14 protein-coding genes and 1 pseudogene are annotated in these 15,058 nt (G+C 67.9%); 7 read left to right on the forward strand and 8 right to left on the reverse strand.

Annotation, left to right across the window (positions count from 1 at the left end; translation table 11 throughout):
• The first annotated feature begins 26 nt into the window (after positions 1 to 26).
• The 5 genes and pseudogenes from ACFY0K_RS43690 (at position 27) to ACFY0K_RS43710 (ending at position 7,295) form a co-directional block, all read left to right on the forward strand.
• Positions 27 to 815 (forward strand): SDR family NAD(P)-dependent oxidoreductase, encoded by a 789-nt coding sequence (locus tag ACFY0K_RS43690; protein WP_390644608.1) that lies wholly within the window; start codon positions 27 to 29, stop codon positions 813 to 815.
• 83 nt (positions 816 to 898) lie between these two features.
• Positions 899 to 1,246 carry a carboxymuconolactone decarboxylase family protein gene (locus tag ACFY0K_RS43695; protein ID WP_390644609.1) on the forward strand — a complete coding sequence of 116 codons (348 nt, stop codon included), beginning with the start codon at positions 899 to 901 and terminating at the stop codon, positions 1,244 to 1,246.
• Positions 1,247 to 1,381: 135 nt separating this feature from the next.
• The gene (locus ACFY0K_RS43700; protein WP_390644610.1) at positions 1,382 to 1,933 is read left to right on the forward strand and encodes an OsmC family protein; all 552 of its coding nucleotides are present in this window, start codon (positions 1,382 to 1,384) and stop codon (positions 1,931 to 1,933) included.
• Between the two features lie 344 nt (positions 1,934 to 2,277).
• Positions 2,278 to 3,084 (forward strand): annotated as a pseudogene (locus tag ACFY0K_RS43705) (CE1758 family FMN-dependent luciferase-like monooxygenase); the annotation flags it as partial.
• Positions 3,085 to 3,233: 149 nt separating this feature from the next.
• The gene (locus tag ACFY0K_RS43710; RefSeq protein WP_390644611.1) at positions 3,234 to 7,295 is read left to right on the forward strand and encodes an NACHT domain-containing protein; all 4,062 of its coding nucleotides are present in this window, start codon (positions 3,234 to 3,236) and stop codon (positions 7,293 to 7,295) included.
• Positions 7,296 to 7,480: 185 nt separating this feature from the next.
• Here the strand turns inward: ACFY0K_RS43710 and ACFY0K_RS43715 are convergent, their stop codons facing one another.
• Together ACFY0K_RS43715 and ACFY0K_RS43720 are read right to left on the reverse strand one after the other, a co-directional pair.
• Complete coding sequence (locus ACFY0K_RS43715) at positions 7,481 to 8,410, reverse strand: 5'-nucleotidase (RefSeq protein WP_390644612.1); 930 nt, start codon at positions 8,408 to 8,410, stop codon at positions 7,481 to 7,483.
• A gap of 315 nt (positions 8,411 to 8,725) precedes the next feature.
• Positions 8,726 to 9,922 carry a DUF3800 domain-containing protein gene (locus ACFY0K_RS43720; RefSeq protein ID WP_390644613.1) on the reverse strand — a complete coding sequence of 399 codons (1,197 nt, stop codon included), beginning with the start codon at positions 9,920 to 9,922 and terminating at the stop codon, positions 8,726 to 8,728.
• A 373-nt stretch (positions 9,923 to 10,295) separates the two neighbouring features.
• Between ACFY0K_RS43720 and ACFY0K_RS43725 the strand changes: the two genes are divergently transcribed.
• Complete coding sequence (locus ACFY0K_RS43725; RefSeq protein WP_390644614.1) at positions 10,296 to 10,862, forward strand: hypothetical protein; 567 nt, start codon at positions 10,296 to 10,298, stop codon at positions 10,860 to 10,862.
• Positions 10,863 to 10,961: 99 nt separating this feature from the next.
• On the opposite strand, the gene ACFY0K_RS43730 is transcribed toward ACFY0K_RS43725, so the two are convergent.
• The 4 genes from ACFY0K_RS43730 to ACFY0K_RS43745 form a co-directional block, all read right to left on the reverse strand.
• Positions 10,962 to 11,747 carry a hypothetical protein gene (locus ACFY0K_RS43730; protein WP_390644615.1) on the reverse strand — a complete coding sequence of 262 codons (786 nt, stop codon included), beginning with the start codon at positions 11,745 to 11,747 and terminating at the stop codon, positions 10,962 to 10,964.
• A 52-nt stretch (positions 11,748 to 11,799) separates the two neighbouring features.
• Positions 11,800 to 12,075 (reverse strand): hypothetical protein, encoded by a 276-nt coding sequence (locus ACFY0K_RS43735; protein WP_390644616.1) that lies wholly within the window; start codon positions 12,073 to 12,075, stop codon positions 11,800 to 11,802.
• Positions 12,072 to 12,830, reverse strand: a complete 759-nt coding sequence (locus ACFY0K_RS43740) for an HD domain-containing protein (RefSeq protein WP_390644617.1) — start codon at positions 12,828 to 12,830, stop codon at positions 12,072 to 12,074. Before ACFY0K_RS43740 ends, ACFY0K_RS43735 begins: the two co-directional genes overlap by 4 nt.
• Before the next feature lie 77 nt (positions 12,831 to 12,907).
• On the reverse strand, positions 12,908 to 13,237 hold the full coding sequence (locus tag ACFY0K_RS43745) for a PadR family transcriptional regulator (RefSeq protein ID WP_390644618.1): 330 nt from the start codon (positions 13,235 to 13,237) through the stop codon (positions 12,908 to 12,910).
• A gap of 175 nt (positions 13,238 to 13,412) precedes the next feature.
• Between ACFY0K_RS43745 and ACFY0K_RS43750 the strand changes: the two genes are divergently transcribed.
• The gene (locus ACFY0K_RS43750) at positions 13,413 to 13,622 is read left to right on the forward strand and encodes a hypothetical protein (RefSeq protein ID WP_390644619.1); all 210 of its coding nucleotides are present in this window, start codon (positions 13,413 to 13,415) and stop codon (positions 13,620 to 13,622) included.
• Between the two features lie 259 nt (positions 13,623 to 13,881).
• Here the strand turns inward: ACFY0K_RS43750 and ACFY0K_RS43755 are convergent, their stop codons facing one another.
• Both ACFY0K_RS43755 and ACFY0K_RS43760 read right to left on the reverse strand, forming a co-directional pair.
• Positions 13,882 to 14,073, reverse strand: a complete 192-nt coding sequence (locus ACFY0K_RS43755; RefSeq protein ID WP_390644620.1) for a hypothetical protein — start codon at positions 14,071 to 14,073, stop codon at positions 13,882 to 13,884.
• A 362-nt stretch (positions 14,074 to 14,435) separates the two neighbouring features.
• On the reverse strand, positions 14,436 to 14,897 hold the full coding sequence (locus tag ACFY0K_RS43760; RefSeq protein ID WP_390644621.1) for a toxin glutamine deamidase domain-containing protein: 462 nt from the start codon (positions 14,895 to 14,897) through the stop codon (positions 14,436 to 14,438).
• Positions 14,898 to 15,058 lie beyond the last annotated feature (161 nt).

The following is a 15,058-nucleotide window of genomic DNA, read 5'->3' on the forward strand; positions in this document are numbered from 1 at the left end:
GTGCTGTACCTAAGGAGCGCCACAGCATGTCCACAAACACTCTCGACTTCACCGGACGCAAGCTCGTCGTCATCGGCGGCACCAGCGGCATGGGCCTGGCCTCCGCACGCCGGGTGCTCGAAGGAGGCGGCACCGCCGTCGTCACCGGCCGGAGCCAGAACAGTGCGGACAAGGCGGTCGGTGAACTGGCCGAGTACGGCAAGGCCGTCGGTCTGGCCGTCGACCTGTTCGACCGTGCCGCCGTCGACCGTCTGCGCGAGGAGCTGACGGAGCAGCACTCCGACGCGACCCTGCTCGTCAACGCCGCCGGTGTCTTCGAGCCCAAGACGTTCCTGGACCACAGCCCGGAGGACTACGACCGCTACCAGGCCATCACCCGGGCCTTCTACTTCATCACCCAGACCGTCACCGGCAACATGATCGTCCGCGGGAACAAGGGTGCCGTGGTCAACATCGGCGGCATGCTGGCGCACCAGGCCATGGCCGCGACCCCGTCGTCGGCGTACTCGGTGGCCAAGGCGGGCCTGCACTCCCTCACGCAGCACCTCGCCATGGAGCTGGCGCCGTACGGGATCCGGGTCAACACCGTGGCTCCCGCGGTGGTGCGCACTCCCATCTACGAGGCGTTCATCCCGAAGGAAGAGATCGACTCCGTGCTCGACGGCCTCAACAGCTTCCACCCCCTGGGCCGGGTCGGAACCCCCGACGATGTCGCTCCCACCGTGGCGTTCCTGCTGTCCGACCAGACGGACTGGATCACCGGGGCCACCTGGGACGTCGACGGCGGCGTCCGGGCCGGCCGCAACATCTACTGACGGCCGCTCCCCCGCCGACTTCCCCTCCCCACACCGGCTACGGGACCCGCAGGTCCCTGCGCGGTCGACATCACAGGAGCATCGTGTCCTACCACGAGCACACCGACCACCAGTACGCCAAGCACATCCGCGCCGGCGCCCCCGACGCCTTCAAGGCGTTCGTGGCCTGGGACAACCAGGTCCTGCGCGGCAGCAACAACGTCATCCCGCCCAAGTACACCGAACTCATGGCCGTCGCCGTGGCCCTGACCACTCAGTGCGCGTACTGCATCGAGGCACACACCAAGGCGGCGCGCTCCGCCGGCGCAACGCAGCAGGAACTCGCGGAGACCATCATGACGTCCGCCGCCCTGCGCGCGGGCGGCAGCTACGCCCACGGGTTCATGGCCATGAAGTTCTTCGAAGAAGAGGGTGACAAGACCGCTTCGTGACCTTCTGGAGCCGACAACTGCGCCGGCCGGTGGTCAGAGCGCCGCGCCGGGACACAACCCGCGCATCCAGCCGCAGGCCGTGACGGCCGGCGCTCGCCTCCATGGCATCCCCCCACTCAGAGAGAGGCAGCAGCCATGTCTGTCATCAACGAAATCGACGTAAGTGCCCTTCAGGACAGCGCCGACACCCTCCGGGCCAAGCCCGGACTTGCCCGGGCGACCTTCACCGTCGGCGGTTCCTGGCAGGGCGGCTACCGGATCACCACGCAGACGGGTCCCCTGACCCAGGGCGGCAGCCGCGACGACACGCGCGTGGCGAAGTTCGAAATGTCCAGCGACGAGCCCACCGCGGCCCTCGGCACCGACACCGCACCCACGCCGGCTGAATACGTCCTGCACGCACTGGCCGGCTGCTACACGGTCACCACCACCACGCACGCAGCCCTGCTGGGCATCGAGCTCAGGGCGATCCGCCTGGACCTCGAGGCCGACATCGACATGCGCGGCTTCCTGGGGATCGCCCCCTCGGTCCGTCCCGGACTGCAGCAGATCCGCGTACGCGTCGACCTCGACGCCCCCGACGCCACCCGCGAACAGCTCGAAGAACTGATCGCCCTCGTCCAAGAGCGTTCGGCCATCCGGGACACCCTCGCCAACCCCGTCGACGTCGTCACCACGCTTGCCTGACCCAGCAGGCCCACCCCGACCGCACCGATGACGGCTGCGCCCTCGGCACTTCGGCGAGGGCGCCTGTCTGACTCCCTCGCACGGGTCCGGCGTCCGCCTGCCACCTCGAGTCTGGGCGCCGTCGCATGTCCGACGCCGGCAGAGCAGCCGCCGAACGGGACACCGGCGGGCGGAGCAGTTCGGCTCATCCGCAGGCCCAGGCCGGAGCTCTCGTCAGAGCGAGGCGCCCACACGGCAGCGCCTCTGGCACGCCGCAGGAACTCACCTACCGCAGCGCAACCGAGAAATCCCTCCGCACGGACTGCCGAACCCACAGACCCCAACTTTCGGAGAAATCACACACCATGGAATTCGGGATCTTCGGCGTCGGCGACGTCACGCGTGACCCGATCACCGGCCACACCCCCAGCGAAGCAGAGCGCATCGACTCGGTCATACGTACCGCCAAGCACGCCGAGGATGTGGGACTGGACGTCTTCGCCATCGGCGAGCACCACAACCCGCCCTTCATCCCCTCCTCACCGACCACCCTTCTCGCCCACATCGCGGCCATGACAGAGCGGATCACGCTCAGTACCTCAGTCACCCTCATCACCACGAACGACCCGGTACGCATCGCCGAGGAGTACGCGATGCTCCAGCACCTCGCCAAGGGCCGGGTCGACCTGGTGATCGGCCGGGGCAATACCGTCACCGTCTATCCATGGTTCGGCCAGGACATCCGCAAGGGCCTGGAACTCGCCCTGGAGAACTACAACCTGCTCCACCGGCTCTGGCGGGAGGACGTAGTCGACTGGGACGGAAACTTCCGCTCCGCGCTTCAGGGCTTCACGTCCACACCACGCCCGCTCGACGACGTACCGCCGTTCGTCTGGCACGGCTCCATCCGCACACCGGAGATCGCCGAGCAGGCCGCCTACTACGGCAACGGCTTCTTCGCGAACAACATCCTCGCCCCGCACGGGCACTTCGAGCGACTCGTCGACCTCTACCGACAGCGCTTCGCCCACTACGGCCACGGGACCGCGCAGCAGGCGATCATCGGGCTCGGCGGGCAGGTACACATTGCCAAGAGGTCGCAGGACGCAATCAAGTCGTTCCGGGCCTACTTCAACGCCTTTCCCCTGTTCAGGAACAACTCACTTGAGGAGTAGCAAGGCATCGCTGAGCGTCCCGCCGTTTCGTTGCCCAGCCTCGAGGTGGCCACAGGCCGTGCCGCCAGTTGGTGAAGTGCCCAGGTTTCACTGGGCCTGATCCTGCGCGCAAGCGTGTGAGGATGTCCTCGCGCGCGAGGACGGGCGTGCAAGCGGACAAGGGGGGTTCAGTGGGGTTTGTTGCTGGCGATCAGCTTGTGTGGAGCCGGTGGTGGGGACCGGAGCAAGCCGAAACCCAGTTGTTCGGGGGTGTGCTGCCCGATCCGCGTGACGACTACGCGCGCTTCGTCAATGGGCATTTGAAGGAGCTGAGGGACTTCGCGGCGTGTCGGGCGCTGGTGTTGCTGGGTGAGCCGGGGGCGGGGAAATCGTCCGAACTGGAGAAGGAGATCCTGCGGAGGAGGTCTTCGGGTGAGTATGTCGAACCCATCCTGTTGCGGGAGTTCTTGACCGCGAGCGAGGTGCGGGAGGCGGTCCGTGACGCGGTCGCCAGGTGGCGTGGGGCTGGTTCGCCGGGCGATCTGAGCTTGGCGTTCGACGGCTTCGACGAGCCGCTGTTCGCCATCGGCAACCTGGCTGATGTGCTGGAACGGGAGCTGGCCCGGCTCGATCCCGACCGCCTGCGTGTGCTGATCACCAGCAGGAGGTCGGTGTGGCGGGGACGACTGGAGACGGCTTTCGCCCGATGGTGGCCCGGTTCAGCCTCGATGGCACTGGTTCTGGCACCACTGACGATGCGGGACATCCGGCAGGCCGCGGCCACGGAGCTCACCGACCCGGACGGCTTTGTTGCGTCGCTGAAGAGGGCCGGGGTGCAGTTGCTGGCGGCCTCCCCCATGACGCTTCGTCTGCTGCTGGCGGCGTACGTGAAAGGGGATATGCCGGCGCAGCGCAGGCACATCTACGCTCTGGGCGTTGAAGGGCTGGCCGCGGAGGCCAACGCGGACCGAGCGGATCAGGGCCGGGAGGGCCCGCCGCTGAGGCAGCGACTTTCGGCCGCGCAGCAGCTGGCTGCGGTCAGCCTGCTGTCGGGATGCGCCCAGTTGATCCGGCGGGCCCGGCCTCTGCAGGAGGAGGGGGTGTTGGGCCTGGACGACGTGGCCGATGCCGAAGAGTCCCTCGATGCGCTCGACGCCGTCTTCGACAGCGCGCTGCTCACGGATGGCAGAGCGGGCAGGGCGTGGACGCATCGCAGCGTCCAAGAGTTCCTCACCGCGCGGCGGTGTGAGGGACTGCCTTTGGCGAGCGTGCAAAATCTGCTGGCCGATCCGGCGCGCCCGGACCGGGTCTTGCCACAACTGGCAGGAGTTGCGGCGTGGTTGGCGGCCTTGCGTGCCGATGTGGTGGAGTGGCTGGTCGCTGCGGAGCCCGAGGTGCTGATGCAGGCCGATCTGCGGGGTTTTTCGGAGGCTGAGCGGGCCCGGGTGGCCGGGGCGATCGTGGCGAAGTTGTCTGTCGCTCCAATGCCGGGCATTCGCTCCGGCTACGCCGGGCTGTTGCATGCCGGCCTCGGCGCGCAGCTCGCCCCTCTGCTGCGGGCGGGCCGGCCGGCATGGCAGCAGCAGGAAGCCGCCCTCGTTGTCCAGGCAACCGGGCTGCGTGAGCTTGACGTGCAGCTCATGGACCTGATCGAAGGGATCGTCGCCGGGCGGGGCAGAGCAGACTACGACGATCACATCCGTGCGGCGGAATGGGCTGCCCGGGCCCTTCAGGGGACCCAGGACTCCCAGGTCCTTGACCGGGCCCGACGCCTTGCCGCGGATGCCGAACGGCCCTGGCCGGTGCGCGCTGAGCTGCTGCCCGTGTTGTGGCCGGGGCACGTCGATATGCCGTGGCTGCTGGGGGCGGTGGCGGAGGTCGACCGGGCACCGCGCAGCAGCATGGGGCGGCGGGTGGTGGCCATGCTGGCGCGTCAGGCGCAGGCGGGCCGGTGCAGCATCGAAGATCTTGACGCATGGGCAGCGCCCCTCTCCTCGGGTGCTCATGCGGATCCTGCGGTGCGGCGGATGCTCGGCCGCACCGCCTGGGTGGCCGTCCAGACTTCTCCGGTCGGCAGCAGTGCATGGCGTGTGGGTGCAAGGCTGCTGGATGCGCAGTGGGCCGCGAATCGCTCGCTGCAGGGGGTCAGTGCCGAGGAGATCACCGCGCTGAAGCCGGAGCGGCGCCAGCAGCTGGTGAAGGATCTGGTGCATCAGGCGGGGAACGGGTATGCGGTCGCGGCGCGGATGCGGGACGTGGGCATGCTGCGCGTCGAGGATGTCGAGTGGTGGCTGGAGGACCTGCGACAAGTCAGGGCGGAGCACGTCAGCAGCGCACCGGCGTTCTTCGCCCTGGATGTGCTGGCGGACGCCGTCGATGAACAGGACGCAGCCCGAGTCGTTGCTGCGGCCGAGGCAGCCACCCCACGGTGGGAGGCTCTGGCCGCGCGCTTCGCTCCCACCACGCGCGCCGAACGCGCCCATCAGCGGCAGGTGCCCGGACGAGGCGACAGTCGGCACTGGAGTGCCGAAGATGCCCTGGGCGAGACGGAGTTCGCCGCATTGATGCGAGCCTTGCACCGTGATGTGGCCGTTTCGGGCGGACCACGGCCTGTACCCGCCTGGCCTGCCCTGACCGAAGCCCAGCAACATGCCGTCGCCGAGCGGGCCCTGTCGTTTTTGTGTACCGGCCCGGACGCCACGGACGAGGTCAGCGCCGACCTCATCACCGACGCCTGCCAGGTGATCGAGGCCTGCGATCGTACCCTGCTCGACCGTGTGCCGGCCGCCCACTGGCTGCAGTGGCTGCCGGGTCTGTGGGAGGTGCCGGGCGGCTACATACTGCTGTCTTCGGCGCTTAAGCGGGCCGCCGCGTACGACGAGGGCGCCACGATCGCGTTTCTCGCACAGACGATGACCTCGGACGTGGCTGCCGTCGCCTTCCAGCAAAGGCATATGCGACTGCCGCAACTCAGTGCTCAGGCATTGGACCGCCTCAACGAGGGGCGGCACCCCTCGGGCCAAGCCCTGGCCGCGCTTCTCGACATCGCCGCCGCAGCGCTGCCCGTAGAGACGGCCAAAACAGCTCTGGGTCTGTTGCAACGCAGCGCCTGTGCGGACAACGACACGGATGCCTCCGCTGACCGGGACACCGCGGTGGCGTCAGGTGCCTGCCTGGCCGCGTGCCCGATGACGACGTCCGTGTTCAACGGCCTGATCAAGATTTTCGAGGACGACGTCCGACTCGCGCGGGACATCATCGACCAGGCCCACAGGAACGCGAACAACGCCTGGTCCGCTCTGACCCCGTCGCAGCGCGGACGGCTGTACCTGTGGGCGCACCGGGCACTTCCTCGGCAGCAGGTGGCTCCCGGTCGCATCGTGCGCAGCAGTCCTGTCGACGAATTCGCCTCCACCGTTGTGGGCCCGCTCATCGCGCAGCCCTCCCTGGACAACGCCGCCATCCTGGACGACCTCGCCTCGCAGACCGGAAGCGTGTGGCTGCACGCGGACGCGGTGCAGATGCGGGACACCGTGCGAGCCCAGGCATGGCTGCCCCCCACCGTCCAGGAGATTCAGGAGGTCCTCACCTCGCCCTCCCGGCGGATCATCGGGTCCCGGGAACAGCTCGCTGCCGTGATCGCCGAGGCGCTGGGGGACATCGCTGACGACCTGCGTGCCGACCGGGCGCTGCGCGCCCAGCTCTGGCATCGCCAGCGCCGGGACAACGACTGGATCAGCTATGTGCCCGCGGAAGAGCGCGAGGTGTCGACCTGGCTGGCCCGTGAGCTGGAGCGTCGGCTGCGGGAGAGGGCGGCCGTCTTGCGAGAGGTCGAGATCAACCCGCGCCTTGCGGAAACCGATGGCGATATCCCCGACCTGCTGGCCGTCGCCCACACCACCGGTGGCCAGGCGCTGTCCGTGCCTGGCGAGGTGAAGTGCAGTTGGCACAGACAGGTCGTCACCGCCATCCGGGACCAGCTCGGCCTGCGCTACCTGCAAGGCCCGGAAGGGACGACGGGCGTGTATGTGGCTGTCTACTTCGGTGGCAGCGCCTGGGACACCGGCGACAGCCGACGCGCGCAGTCAGCCCGCCGTAACCTGGACCGGCTCCGGCAAGAACTCCGTCAGCATGCAGCCGATCTGGGCGGGCAAGGCATCACCGCCCATGTCTGCGTTCTGGATGCCTCGTTGGAAGCCGATGCCCCGTCCGACCAGAGACCGGGATGAGCGGGCCAGACCTGCGTGATCGCTCAGCCTGGGCTGTCGGCAGCCGCATGCGCCGGCGAGCAGCAGCCTCTCCCCCCGCTGGCGCATGCACCTATGCCAAGACCCTGGCCAAGGGATCCTTCACTGTGTCCTGCAGCCCGTAGCGGTGGCCGAAGCGTCGCGGGAGAGGCCCCTCCCTCCGGGTCTCATTCGTTCATTTTGCCGAAGGGAACGTGCACGCTGGGGGTACTTCGGGAGGTTCCGGCCAAGTGGCTGACCTGATCGTCGAAGAAGATATGGGGCTTGAGCACTTGCATGATCTTGCTCTTGTCTATGCCGCCGAGGAAGAAGGCGTCGTTGACGGTCACGCCCCATCCCTTCAGGCTGCGCACCGCACGTTCGTGGGCAGGTGCGTTGCGGGCGGTGACAAGTGAGACGTGAACGCGGATCTTGTAGTCCGGGTCTGTGGTGCGTTGCTCTTCTTCCCGCCGCTGGAGCCGGTTGACGTTGGCGAGGAAGTCTCGCAGCGGGCCCGGGTCGTGCGGCGTGGCAGCGTTCACGCTCTCGTGGGAACGAAAGCCTTCGATGCCATCGGCTTGGAAGACCTGCTCCGAGGAGTCGTCGGCGAGGACTCCGTCAAAGTCGAAGGCGATCCGCAGATCCTGGTCGCCGGTGTCATCGGCTGCCGCGGGGCCAAGCACGCGGCCCGCAGGTAGACCCAGGGCGACCGCCTCGCGGACATCAGTTTCGTTCGCGGACAGGAACAAAGACATGTTCAGGGCCGGTATGAAGCGGTAGGGCGAGCGCCCCTGCATGAAGATGGCCCGGCTGATCGCCAGGCCGTGCGCCTCGATGGACCGCATGACCCGCAGCCCGGTGTCGGGGTCGTTGCGCGACAGGACGATGACCTCTACCAGCGGATCGTCGGGTGAGCTCAGATCGTTCAGAGACAGCAGGCGGCGGATGAAAGGGAAGGCGACCCCCGTGCTCAGAGTGTCCTCCAGGTGCTCTTCCTGGTAGGCCCGGTAGGACTCTTCTCCTTGTTCACGGAAGACAGCGTCCGCCTCTGCGAGGTCGAAGAGGGCGCTGGAGGCGATCCCGATCACCAGGCGGTTGGCAAGCTCGTAGGGTGGCACGAGTCCCTCCTATCCCAATTCAAACATGCGTCTCAATTATGACATCGGGGTGCGCGTGACCGCCGTGCGTTGTACAGGCGGCGCGGCAGCGTGCCGGAGACTGGTGATGGAGGGCTTCGGTGCGGCGGCGGCCTGGAGGGACTGACGCGGGCACATGATCATCGGCGAAACAGGCGGCAGCGGCGGACCACGGCACTGCAGCCCGGCAGGCCGTCCCTTCAGCCGAGCAGCGGCCGGAGCCGGGCACGGGACGCGAACGGGCACGACCTCGTGGCGCCAGCTCTCGACGTTCTTGGGGCGACAGCAGCGCTGGCGTCAGCGGCGCTTCCTACGGATGGTGTCGGCCCTCGCGAAGTCCTCAGGCTCCTCGTCCATCAGCAGACCGTCGGGATCCACCAGCGGCGCCACCACCGGGTGAAGGTCATGTCCGGCAGGATCGTCCTGGCCGTCGTGCCAGCGTGCAACCGCCCGGCCTGCGCCCGCGACCAGGTCGGCGAGTTGGAGAGAGGCGTGGTCCTCCGATCGGCCGCGGACCAGATCCTGGAGGTGGTTTCCGCTGATGAGGCCGTGAACGACGCCCACGGCCGTGGCCCCGCGCTCCAGGACGTCGAGTTTGTCGTCGGTCAGTAGCCGCTGGTCGTCAGCGAGGACCTGGAGCTTGCCGCCGTATCGCATCGAGGCGTGGAGAATGACCGTGGGCACCGCCGTGACGAGGGGGTCCATAGAGTCATCGAGCAGTCCGTGTTCTCCGGTCGGTGTGGCCTTGGCCGGACGCTCACGGGCGAATTTCTCGGCTTCCGGGCGGGTCTTGCGCAGCATTTCCAGGACTTTTGCCGCTTTCTTCGCTTGGGGCGCTTTGCGGCGGCGGGCGTAGGCGTGGGACTCCTGGAAGACGGTGAAGAGATCGTCGACACTGACGTGGTCGCCCGTGCGGTTCCTCTTGGAGAAGAAGCCCACGGCGGTGGCGATGAGCCGGTCGAAGCCGGCACGGCCCAACGCACGGGGTCCTTCGGTGGCCAGGTCCAGGGCGAGTTGCCGGGCCATGCCGTTGCTGACGATGTCGTAGCCCAGGGTGTTGAACCGTTCCTCCAGCAGGAGGTCGACGAGTTTGGCCGCAACGAAGTAGTGCTTGTCGATCACATACACCGAGGCACGGTCGTGCAGGGCCCCGCCGGGGGCCAGCAGTTCGCCCAGGAGGCGGCGGCGCTGGCTGGCTCCTCCGCCGGCGAACATCTTCTGGAACTTCACCTCTGGCGCGGACTTCTGTATCCCCGCCTCGCGTCGCAGGGTGTCCAGGATCGTGGCGGCGTCAGCATCGTCGATGGCTACTGAACCCAGGATCATGTAGCGGTCGCCGTTGTGGAGCTGATCACCGTCGTAGCTGGACTCGTCGATGGCGATCCACCGGCCGGTGCCGGCATGGTCGTCGGTGGGTGCCTGGCGGTTGCGGCGGCTGAAGTTCGCTCCGAGCAGTCCGGTCCCGACGTTCGGCGTATGGTCACGTTCGATCATGCCGACATACTCGGCGTACGGGGTCCCGTGGACAAGCCGCAGCGTGTGCTCCGCCCGTCGTCAAGAACGCGGCCTTGCGCCGTGGGTACGCTGTGCCAGGAAGCGACCCGCTGGCCCGCGCCGAAGGCCGGCTGGATGCGCGTGGCGACCTGGTGGGCGGCATCCGCGACGCCTCCCCTGTGGTCGGCCTGGTCGCCCGGCTGCCGAGCGGGGGCGCCAAGTCGTCTCTCTCCCCCCACACACACGGCCACGATGCGCGCACCGCCACCCCACCAGCGGCGAGAGCGGGACCCGCGAAGTCACCGCATTGGCGGATACGCCGAACTCCTGGAAATACACGTCCAGTTGGCGTATGAGGGAAACTGCTTGGCTCATGGTGCAAAGAGCGCTGATACTTCGTCGAATGACGAACGAGTCACCCCGTTACGGCATACGTGCCATCGCGTGGAGCACCGTCCAGGCCGACCGGTACCCCGATCATCGCCCCGACACCGCGTACTGGGACGACGGTGAGGCCGCGGAACTGAACCGGCTCCGGGGTCTGGTGGTGGTGCAGGCCGCGGAGACCGAGGCAGTGCTCGGCAGGATCCTCTCCCGCCTCGACCCTGCTGCCCGTACCGACCAGCCGGCGGGGCGGCTGGTGCACAACATACGGCAGAAGATCGACGGCTTCTGCGACACGGAGTGGCCACCGGCGCTTGACCTCATCGACGCCGCCGTCAGGAGGCGTAACAGAGTGGTTCACGACAGTCCGACGGTCGGCAGGGTCTGGCGTGAGTACGCAACCGGCGGCGGCGCATGGGTCCATGTCGTGACGATGCTGGGTGACGACTACTGCGACACCGGGACCCTTGTGGATGACCTGGCCCTCCAGCAGGACGCGACCGCCGCCGCCGTGGAGCTTCTCAACTGCCTGACCGTCCCGACATCGTCTCCGTAACGCGCCGGCTCAGTGAGCGGGGCGGCCTGGTCAACGAGACGCAGGTTCGTCGACCGAGCCGGCTCGCCCGATATTCAAGATCGTTTATCCGGGGTGCTGCTACAGGGCGCCGGAGGCCATCGCGCGATCGCGCAGGGTTCGCAGGCTGATGCGCGCCCCCTCCTCGTCTTCGATGTGCCATTCGTTCATGCCCTGGCAGGTCTTGGTGCCGCGGGCGACAGCGCCGGCTTCGTCGACCCGGCCGTAGGGGGTGCCGCCGGTTGCGGTGAGGACGATACCGCCGTCTTCGTCGATGGTGGCCCAGTGGTCGGTGGAGCGGTAGGTGAGCACGATCCGTGTGCCGGCGGTGAGGATCTGGGCTGCGACCATTCTGGCGACGTCCGTGCGGCGGCGCACGGCAGCAGGCCTGCGCCGGGCGATGGCAGGGCGTGTCTGGGCAGGCGGCTGGTCGGAGCTGCCTGGTTCGCTGGGCAAGGGGATGGGCAGGCCCAGACGCTCGGGGTTCCAGATGTGTTCGAACAGGTTCAGATACAGGTCCTGGCGGGTCTGGACGATGGAGGTCATCGTCTCCCGGGGGCCGAACGGCCTGAGGGATTTGTCGAACTTGTGGGTCTTGATGAAGTCGCGCAGCAGCGGGTTCCGCTGGTCGTAGCCGGGGGCGATGCCCAGCAGGACGTTGCTGCGAGCATAGTAGACGGCCTTGTCGTTCAGGGGCAGGTCGTTGGTGCTGGAGTTCTCGCGCCCCATCAGCAGGGCGAGGCCGCCGAGTTGGTTGCGGCGGCTGCGGAAGACGACAGGGTCGGGGATCTCCTCCTGCACGCGGTGGTGGTGGTTCGCCCACAGGTGCTCGATGTGGAAGCGGTCCCGGTCCAGGTAGGCGAGCACATCGTGCGACCGCTGGCAGGCCTCGCTCGTGTCTCACGGCACTGGAACCGCTTTATCTGCCGTCCGGAAAAGGCGGGGGTGGGACCGCAGGGGGCTGTACCGGCTCAGGCCTGATGGAGGCTTCGGTGGGTATACGCCATGCCTGGATCAGCTGACCCAGTCGGCGGGCCGGTGTCTCGCTGGGGATGAACAGGACCACCGCGACCAGAACCAGGGCGCCTGCCAGGAGTGCTCCGGTCGTCCACGCGGACAGGCCGCCACCGGCCATGCCCATCGCGACGGCGGCCGCCGCGCCCAGCACACCGCCGATCCGGGCCGCGGTGCTCACGGTCGCCGTTCCCGACAGGCCGGACGGCGCAGTGTCCAGGACAGCCTGGGGGTGCTGATCAGGACTCGGAGAGTGAAGCGGGTGCGGGTGCGGCGGGTGGGGAGGGCGGCCAGTTCGGCGCGCCATTCCTCGCTCCACCGTGCGCGCGTCGGGGTGGGAAGGAACAGGGCCAGCAGGGCCAGCATGCGGGTGGTGACCGCGAACGCGGTGGAGGTGGGCCGGAGGACGGCCGAGGAGAGGTCGTGCAGTTCACGACTCACGTCGGTCAGGCCTGCGGCGCGCGCCAACGGCGCGAGCACTTCGAACGTCTCACGCGCCACGAGGTAGCGCCTGGTCGGGGCGACGAAGGCGATGGTGCGCATGTTGTGCAACCGGTCGGCGAGGCGGATGGCCAGGACGGCCTCCTCACGTGTCGGCGTGAGCGCCCGCGGCCTCGTGGTGCCGAAGTGGACGGCGGTGAGCGGGATCGCGCCGAGCTTGGCGGTGCGGACGGCCGAGATCAGATCGGCGGTCTCCTGCCCGAAGCGCTCGGCGACGCGGCCCGGCGGGCAGGCGGTGTCGTCGATGTCGTGCAGCACCGCAGCGCAGATCACGGCCGGCGGCATGCCGGTATCGGCGACGATCGTGGCAACGGCGAGGCAGTGGGTGAGGAACGGGTCGCCGCTGCGGCGGGTCTGGCCCGCGTGCCAGACGGCGGCCTCATCGTGGGCATGCCGGATGAGCCAGGTGTCGGCGTCCGGGTGGTGCGCATGCACGGCGGTCAGGATGCCGTCCAGGGACGGGGCAGCGGAACGGCGCCTGAACGGTCGCGGTGCTAACCGGCGTCGGGCCGTCATGACACTCCCCCGTCGGCGGCCGGCCGGGCGGCCCACCCCGGCAGGGGCTGTTTGCGGGTCCGGTAGGCGCGGGCGAGGGCGTCGCGCGCACGCTCGGCACCGTCCTCGGTGATCCGGTAGAAGCGACGGCGCGGACGGCCGGCTTCCTCGTGTACGGCGGGGTCTTCCCAGGTGCTGTCCACCCAGCCGACCTGTTCCAGGCGGGCAAGGATCGGATAGATCGTGCCCGACGGCAGTCCCGCCAGCTCGCACAACTCAAGGCCGTAGCGCTCTTTGGCGGGGTCTTCCAGCAAGGCCCGCAGTACCAGTTGGGTCTGCAGGGTCATACGCAAACTACCCATACTCGTATTCTACATAGCCCATATAAAGGCTGTCTAGAGCTAGTGAAACCCGGCAGACTCCTACGTGGGCGAGACGCAACGCGATAGCGTCATGGCCGGCGCGGGCCGTGGCCGGTGCCCGGCTGCCGCCGGACGAACCGACCAGCCCCAGGAGGCCGTTGTGGATCTCACCCCCGGCGAGCAGGACGCCATCGCCGCCCACGCGTCCGCCCTGGGACTGTCTCCGGATGAATACATCCACCGGACGGCAGCCGAGCGGGCCCTGGACTGGCAACGCGAGCGTGAAGCCTTCCAGGCCCTGGCGCGGCGGCGCGGCCGTACGGCCGCGGAACTGGTACACCGTGGCAGCTTCGCCGACCACGCTCTCTGACCAGAGCCTCCTGTTTTCGGAGCCGGCCGCCGCCCTGGCAACGTGGACGCCGACTGCTGCCCCGTGTCCCCGGAGCTCACCCGAGCGGACAGCGTCGACCGAGCAGCAGCCACAGCGGCTGGCACACCCTCGCGGGCACTGCCGGGAACGGGGCAGCCGAGGGCTTGCCACAAACCGAGCGGGATCAGCACTCGCTCGACGACAGGGCAGTTCCTTACGACGCCATCGCAGTCATCGTCCTGTGAAGTGGTGCCGGAGATCAGCCGCTGGGCCGGAACCGGAGCGCCGACCAGGTGTCGTCGATGGCGATCTGCCGTACGGGCCGCACGCCCTGCTCGCTGAGCGCGGCGGCCAAAGTGTCGCGGTTGAGGTCTGTGCCGAGCTTCCCGCCCTTGGGGCAGGCCACCCAGGCGAGGGCATCGCACCGGGCGGCGGCGAGCGCTGCCTGCATGTCCGCCCCCTCTGCGCCTTCTTAGAGAGCTTAAACGCCCGTTGTGCCCTCGGGAAGGGGAGGGCACAACGGGCGTTCCGGCTGTTACGAGGTGCCGTCGGCTATCTCGTGCAGAAGGTCCTTGTACTCCGAGTGGCCTCGTACGTAGCGGCAGTCGCCGCTATAAGCGTCGACGACTACTCCAGGGCTACCGCCGAACCTTGGTCTTCCACGCGGAGCCGGTGGGCTGACGGTGATCTGGAACAGGTAGAGACCGGACTTCGAAATCCCTCGAAAGAGGAATCCCCATTCCAATCCATCTTTTTCGGGGAGGTTACGGGACCCGAATTCTTGTGCGGCCAGAGTGGCCGCCTCCAGGGTGATCATTGTCCACCACCCCCAGTGTGCATGAGCTCCCAGTGATCCCAGTCCATGTCAGCGTATCCACCTGCTTGCCCGTCGAGGAACTTCACGTTCCCACCATGGTTCACCGCGTTGAAGAAGTGGCCTATATCCGCACCCTCATTCCAGGCGAAAATCACTCCTCGTGCTCCATCGCCTGCCTTGAGCAGTTCGTTGGCGACCCCTGCCGCACCGTCCTCTTGATACTTGAATGTACTTCCGAAGTACTCTTCCAACACCTCAGGAGCCAACACACCACTGTCCCATGCTTTCATGGGTTTACCCGCCAGTGTGCTGTCGGTTGCAATAGCACAGGCTCCGCAGTTGTACCAGTTCCTGGGTGCGCCGTGTTCTGCCGCGTTGATGGACTTGAGGGAGCCGCCCACTGCGGCCCCGCCGATCGTTATGCTCCCGCCGGATGCCCCGCCAGTCGCTGTCTCCACGATCTCCGCAGCACACACCGGGGCCGCGGCCAGGCATCCCGGGGCCACGACGGCGGCCACCGGAGCGGGACTGTCCTAAAGATTGTGTATGCCCCGGTGTGACCCGTCTGGCATGAGGTGTCCCCTCTGCTGGGAAGGATCACGGATGGGCATCAAGGACG

The sequence above is a fragment of the Streptomyces sp. NPDC001507 genome, from assembly GCF_042894765.1.
Lineage (GTDB): Bacteria > Actinomycetota > Actinomycetes > Streptomycetales > Streptomycetaceae > Streptomyces.

Bases quoted from the DNA above. Each gene is read 5' to 3' on its own strand.
- ACFY0K_RS43690 (WP_390644608.1), top strand. From the start codon at position 27: ATGTCCACAAACACTCTCGACTTCACCGGACGCAAGCTCGTCGTCATC.
- ACFY0K_RS43700 (WP_390644610.1), top strand. From the start codon at position 1,382: ATGTCTGTCATCAACGAAATCGACGTAAGTGCCCTTCAGGACAGCGCC.
- ACFY0K_RS43720 (WP_390644613.1), bottom strand. From the start codon at position 9,922: ATGATCGAACGTGACCATACGCCGAACGTCGGGACCGGACTGCTCGGA.
- ACFY0K_RS43725 (WP_390644614.1), top strand. From the start codon at position 10,296: ATGGTGCAAAGAGCGCTGATACTTCGTCGAATGACGAACGAGTCACCC.
- ACFY0K_RS43745 (WP_390644618.1), bottom strand. From the start codon at position 13,237: ATGACCCTGCAGACCCAACTGGTACTGCGGGCCTTGCTGGAAGACCCC.
- ACFY0K_RS43755 (WP_390644620.1), bottom strand. From the start codon at position 14,073: ATGCAGGCAGCGCTCGCCGCCGCCCGGTGCGATGCCCTCGCCTGGGTG.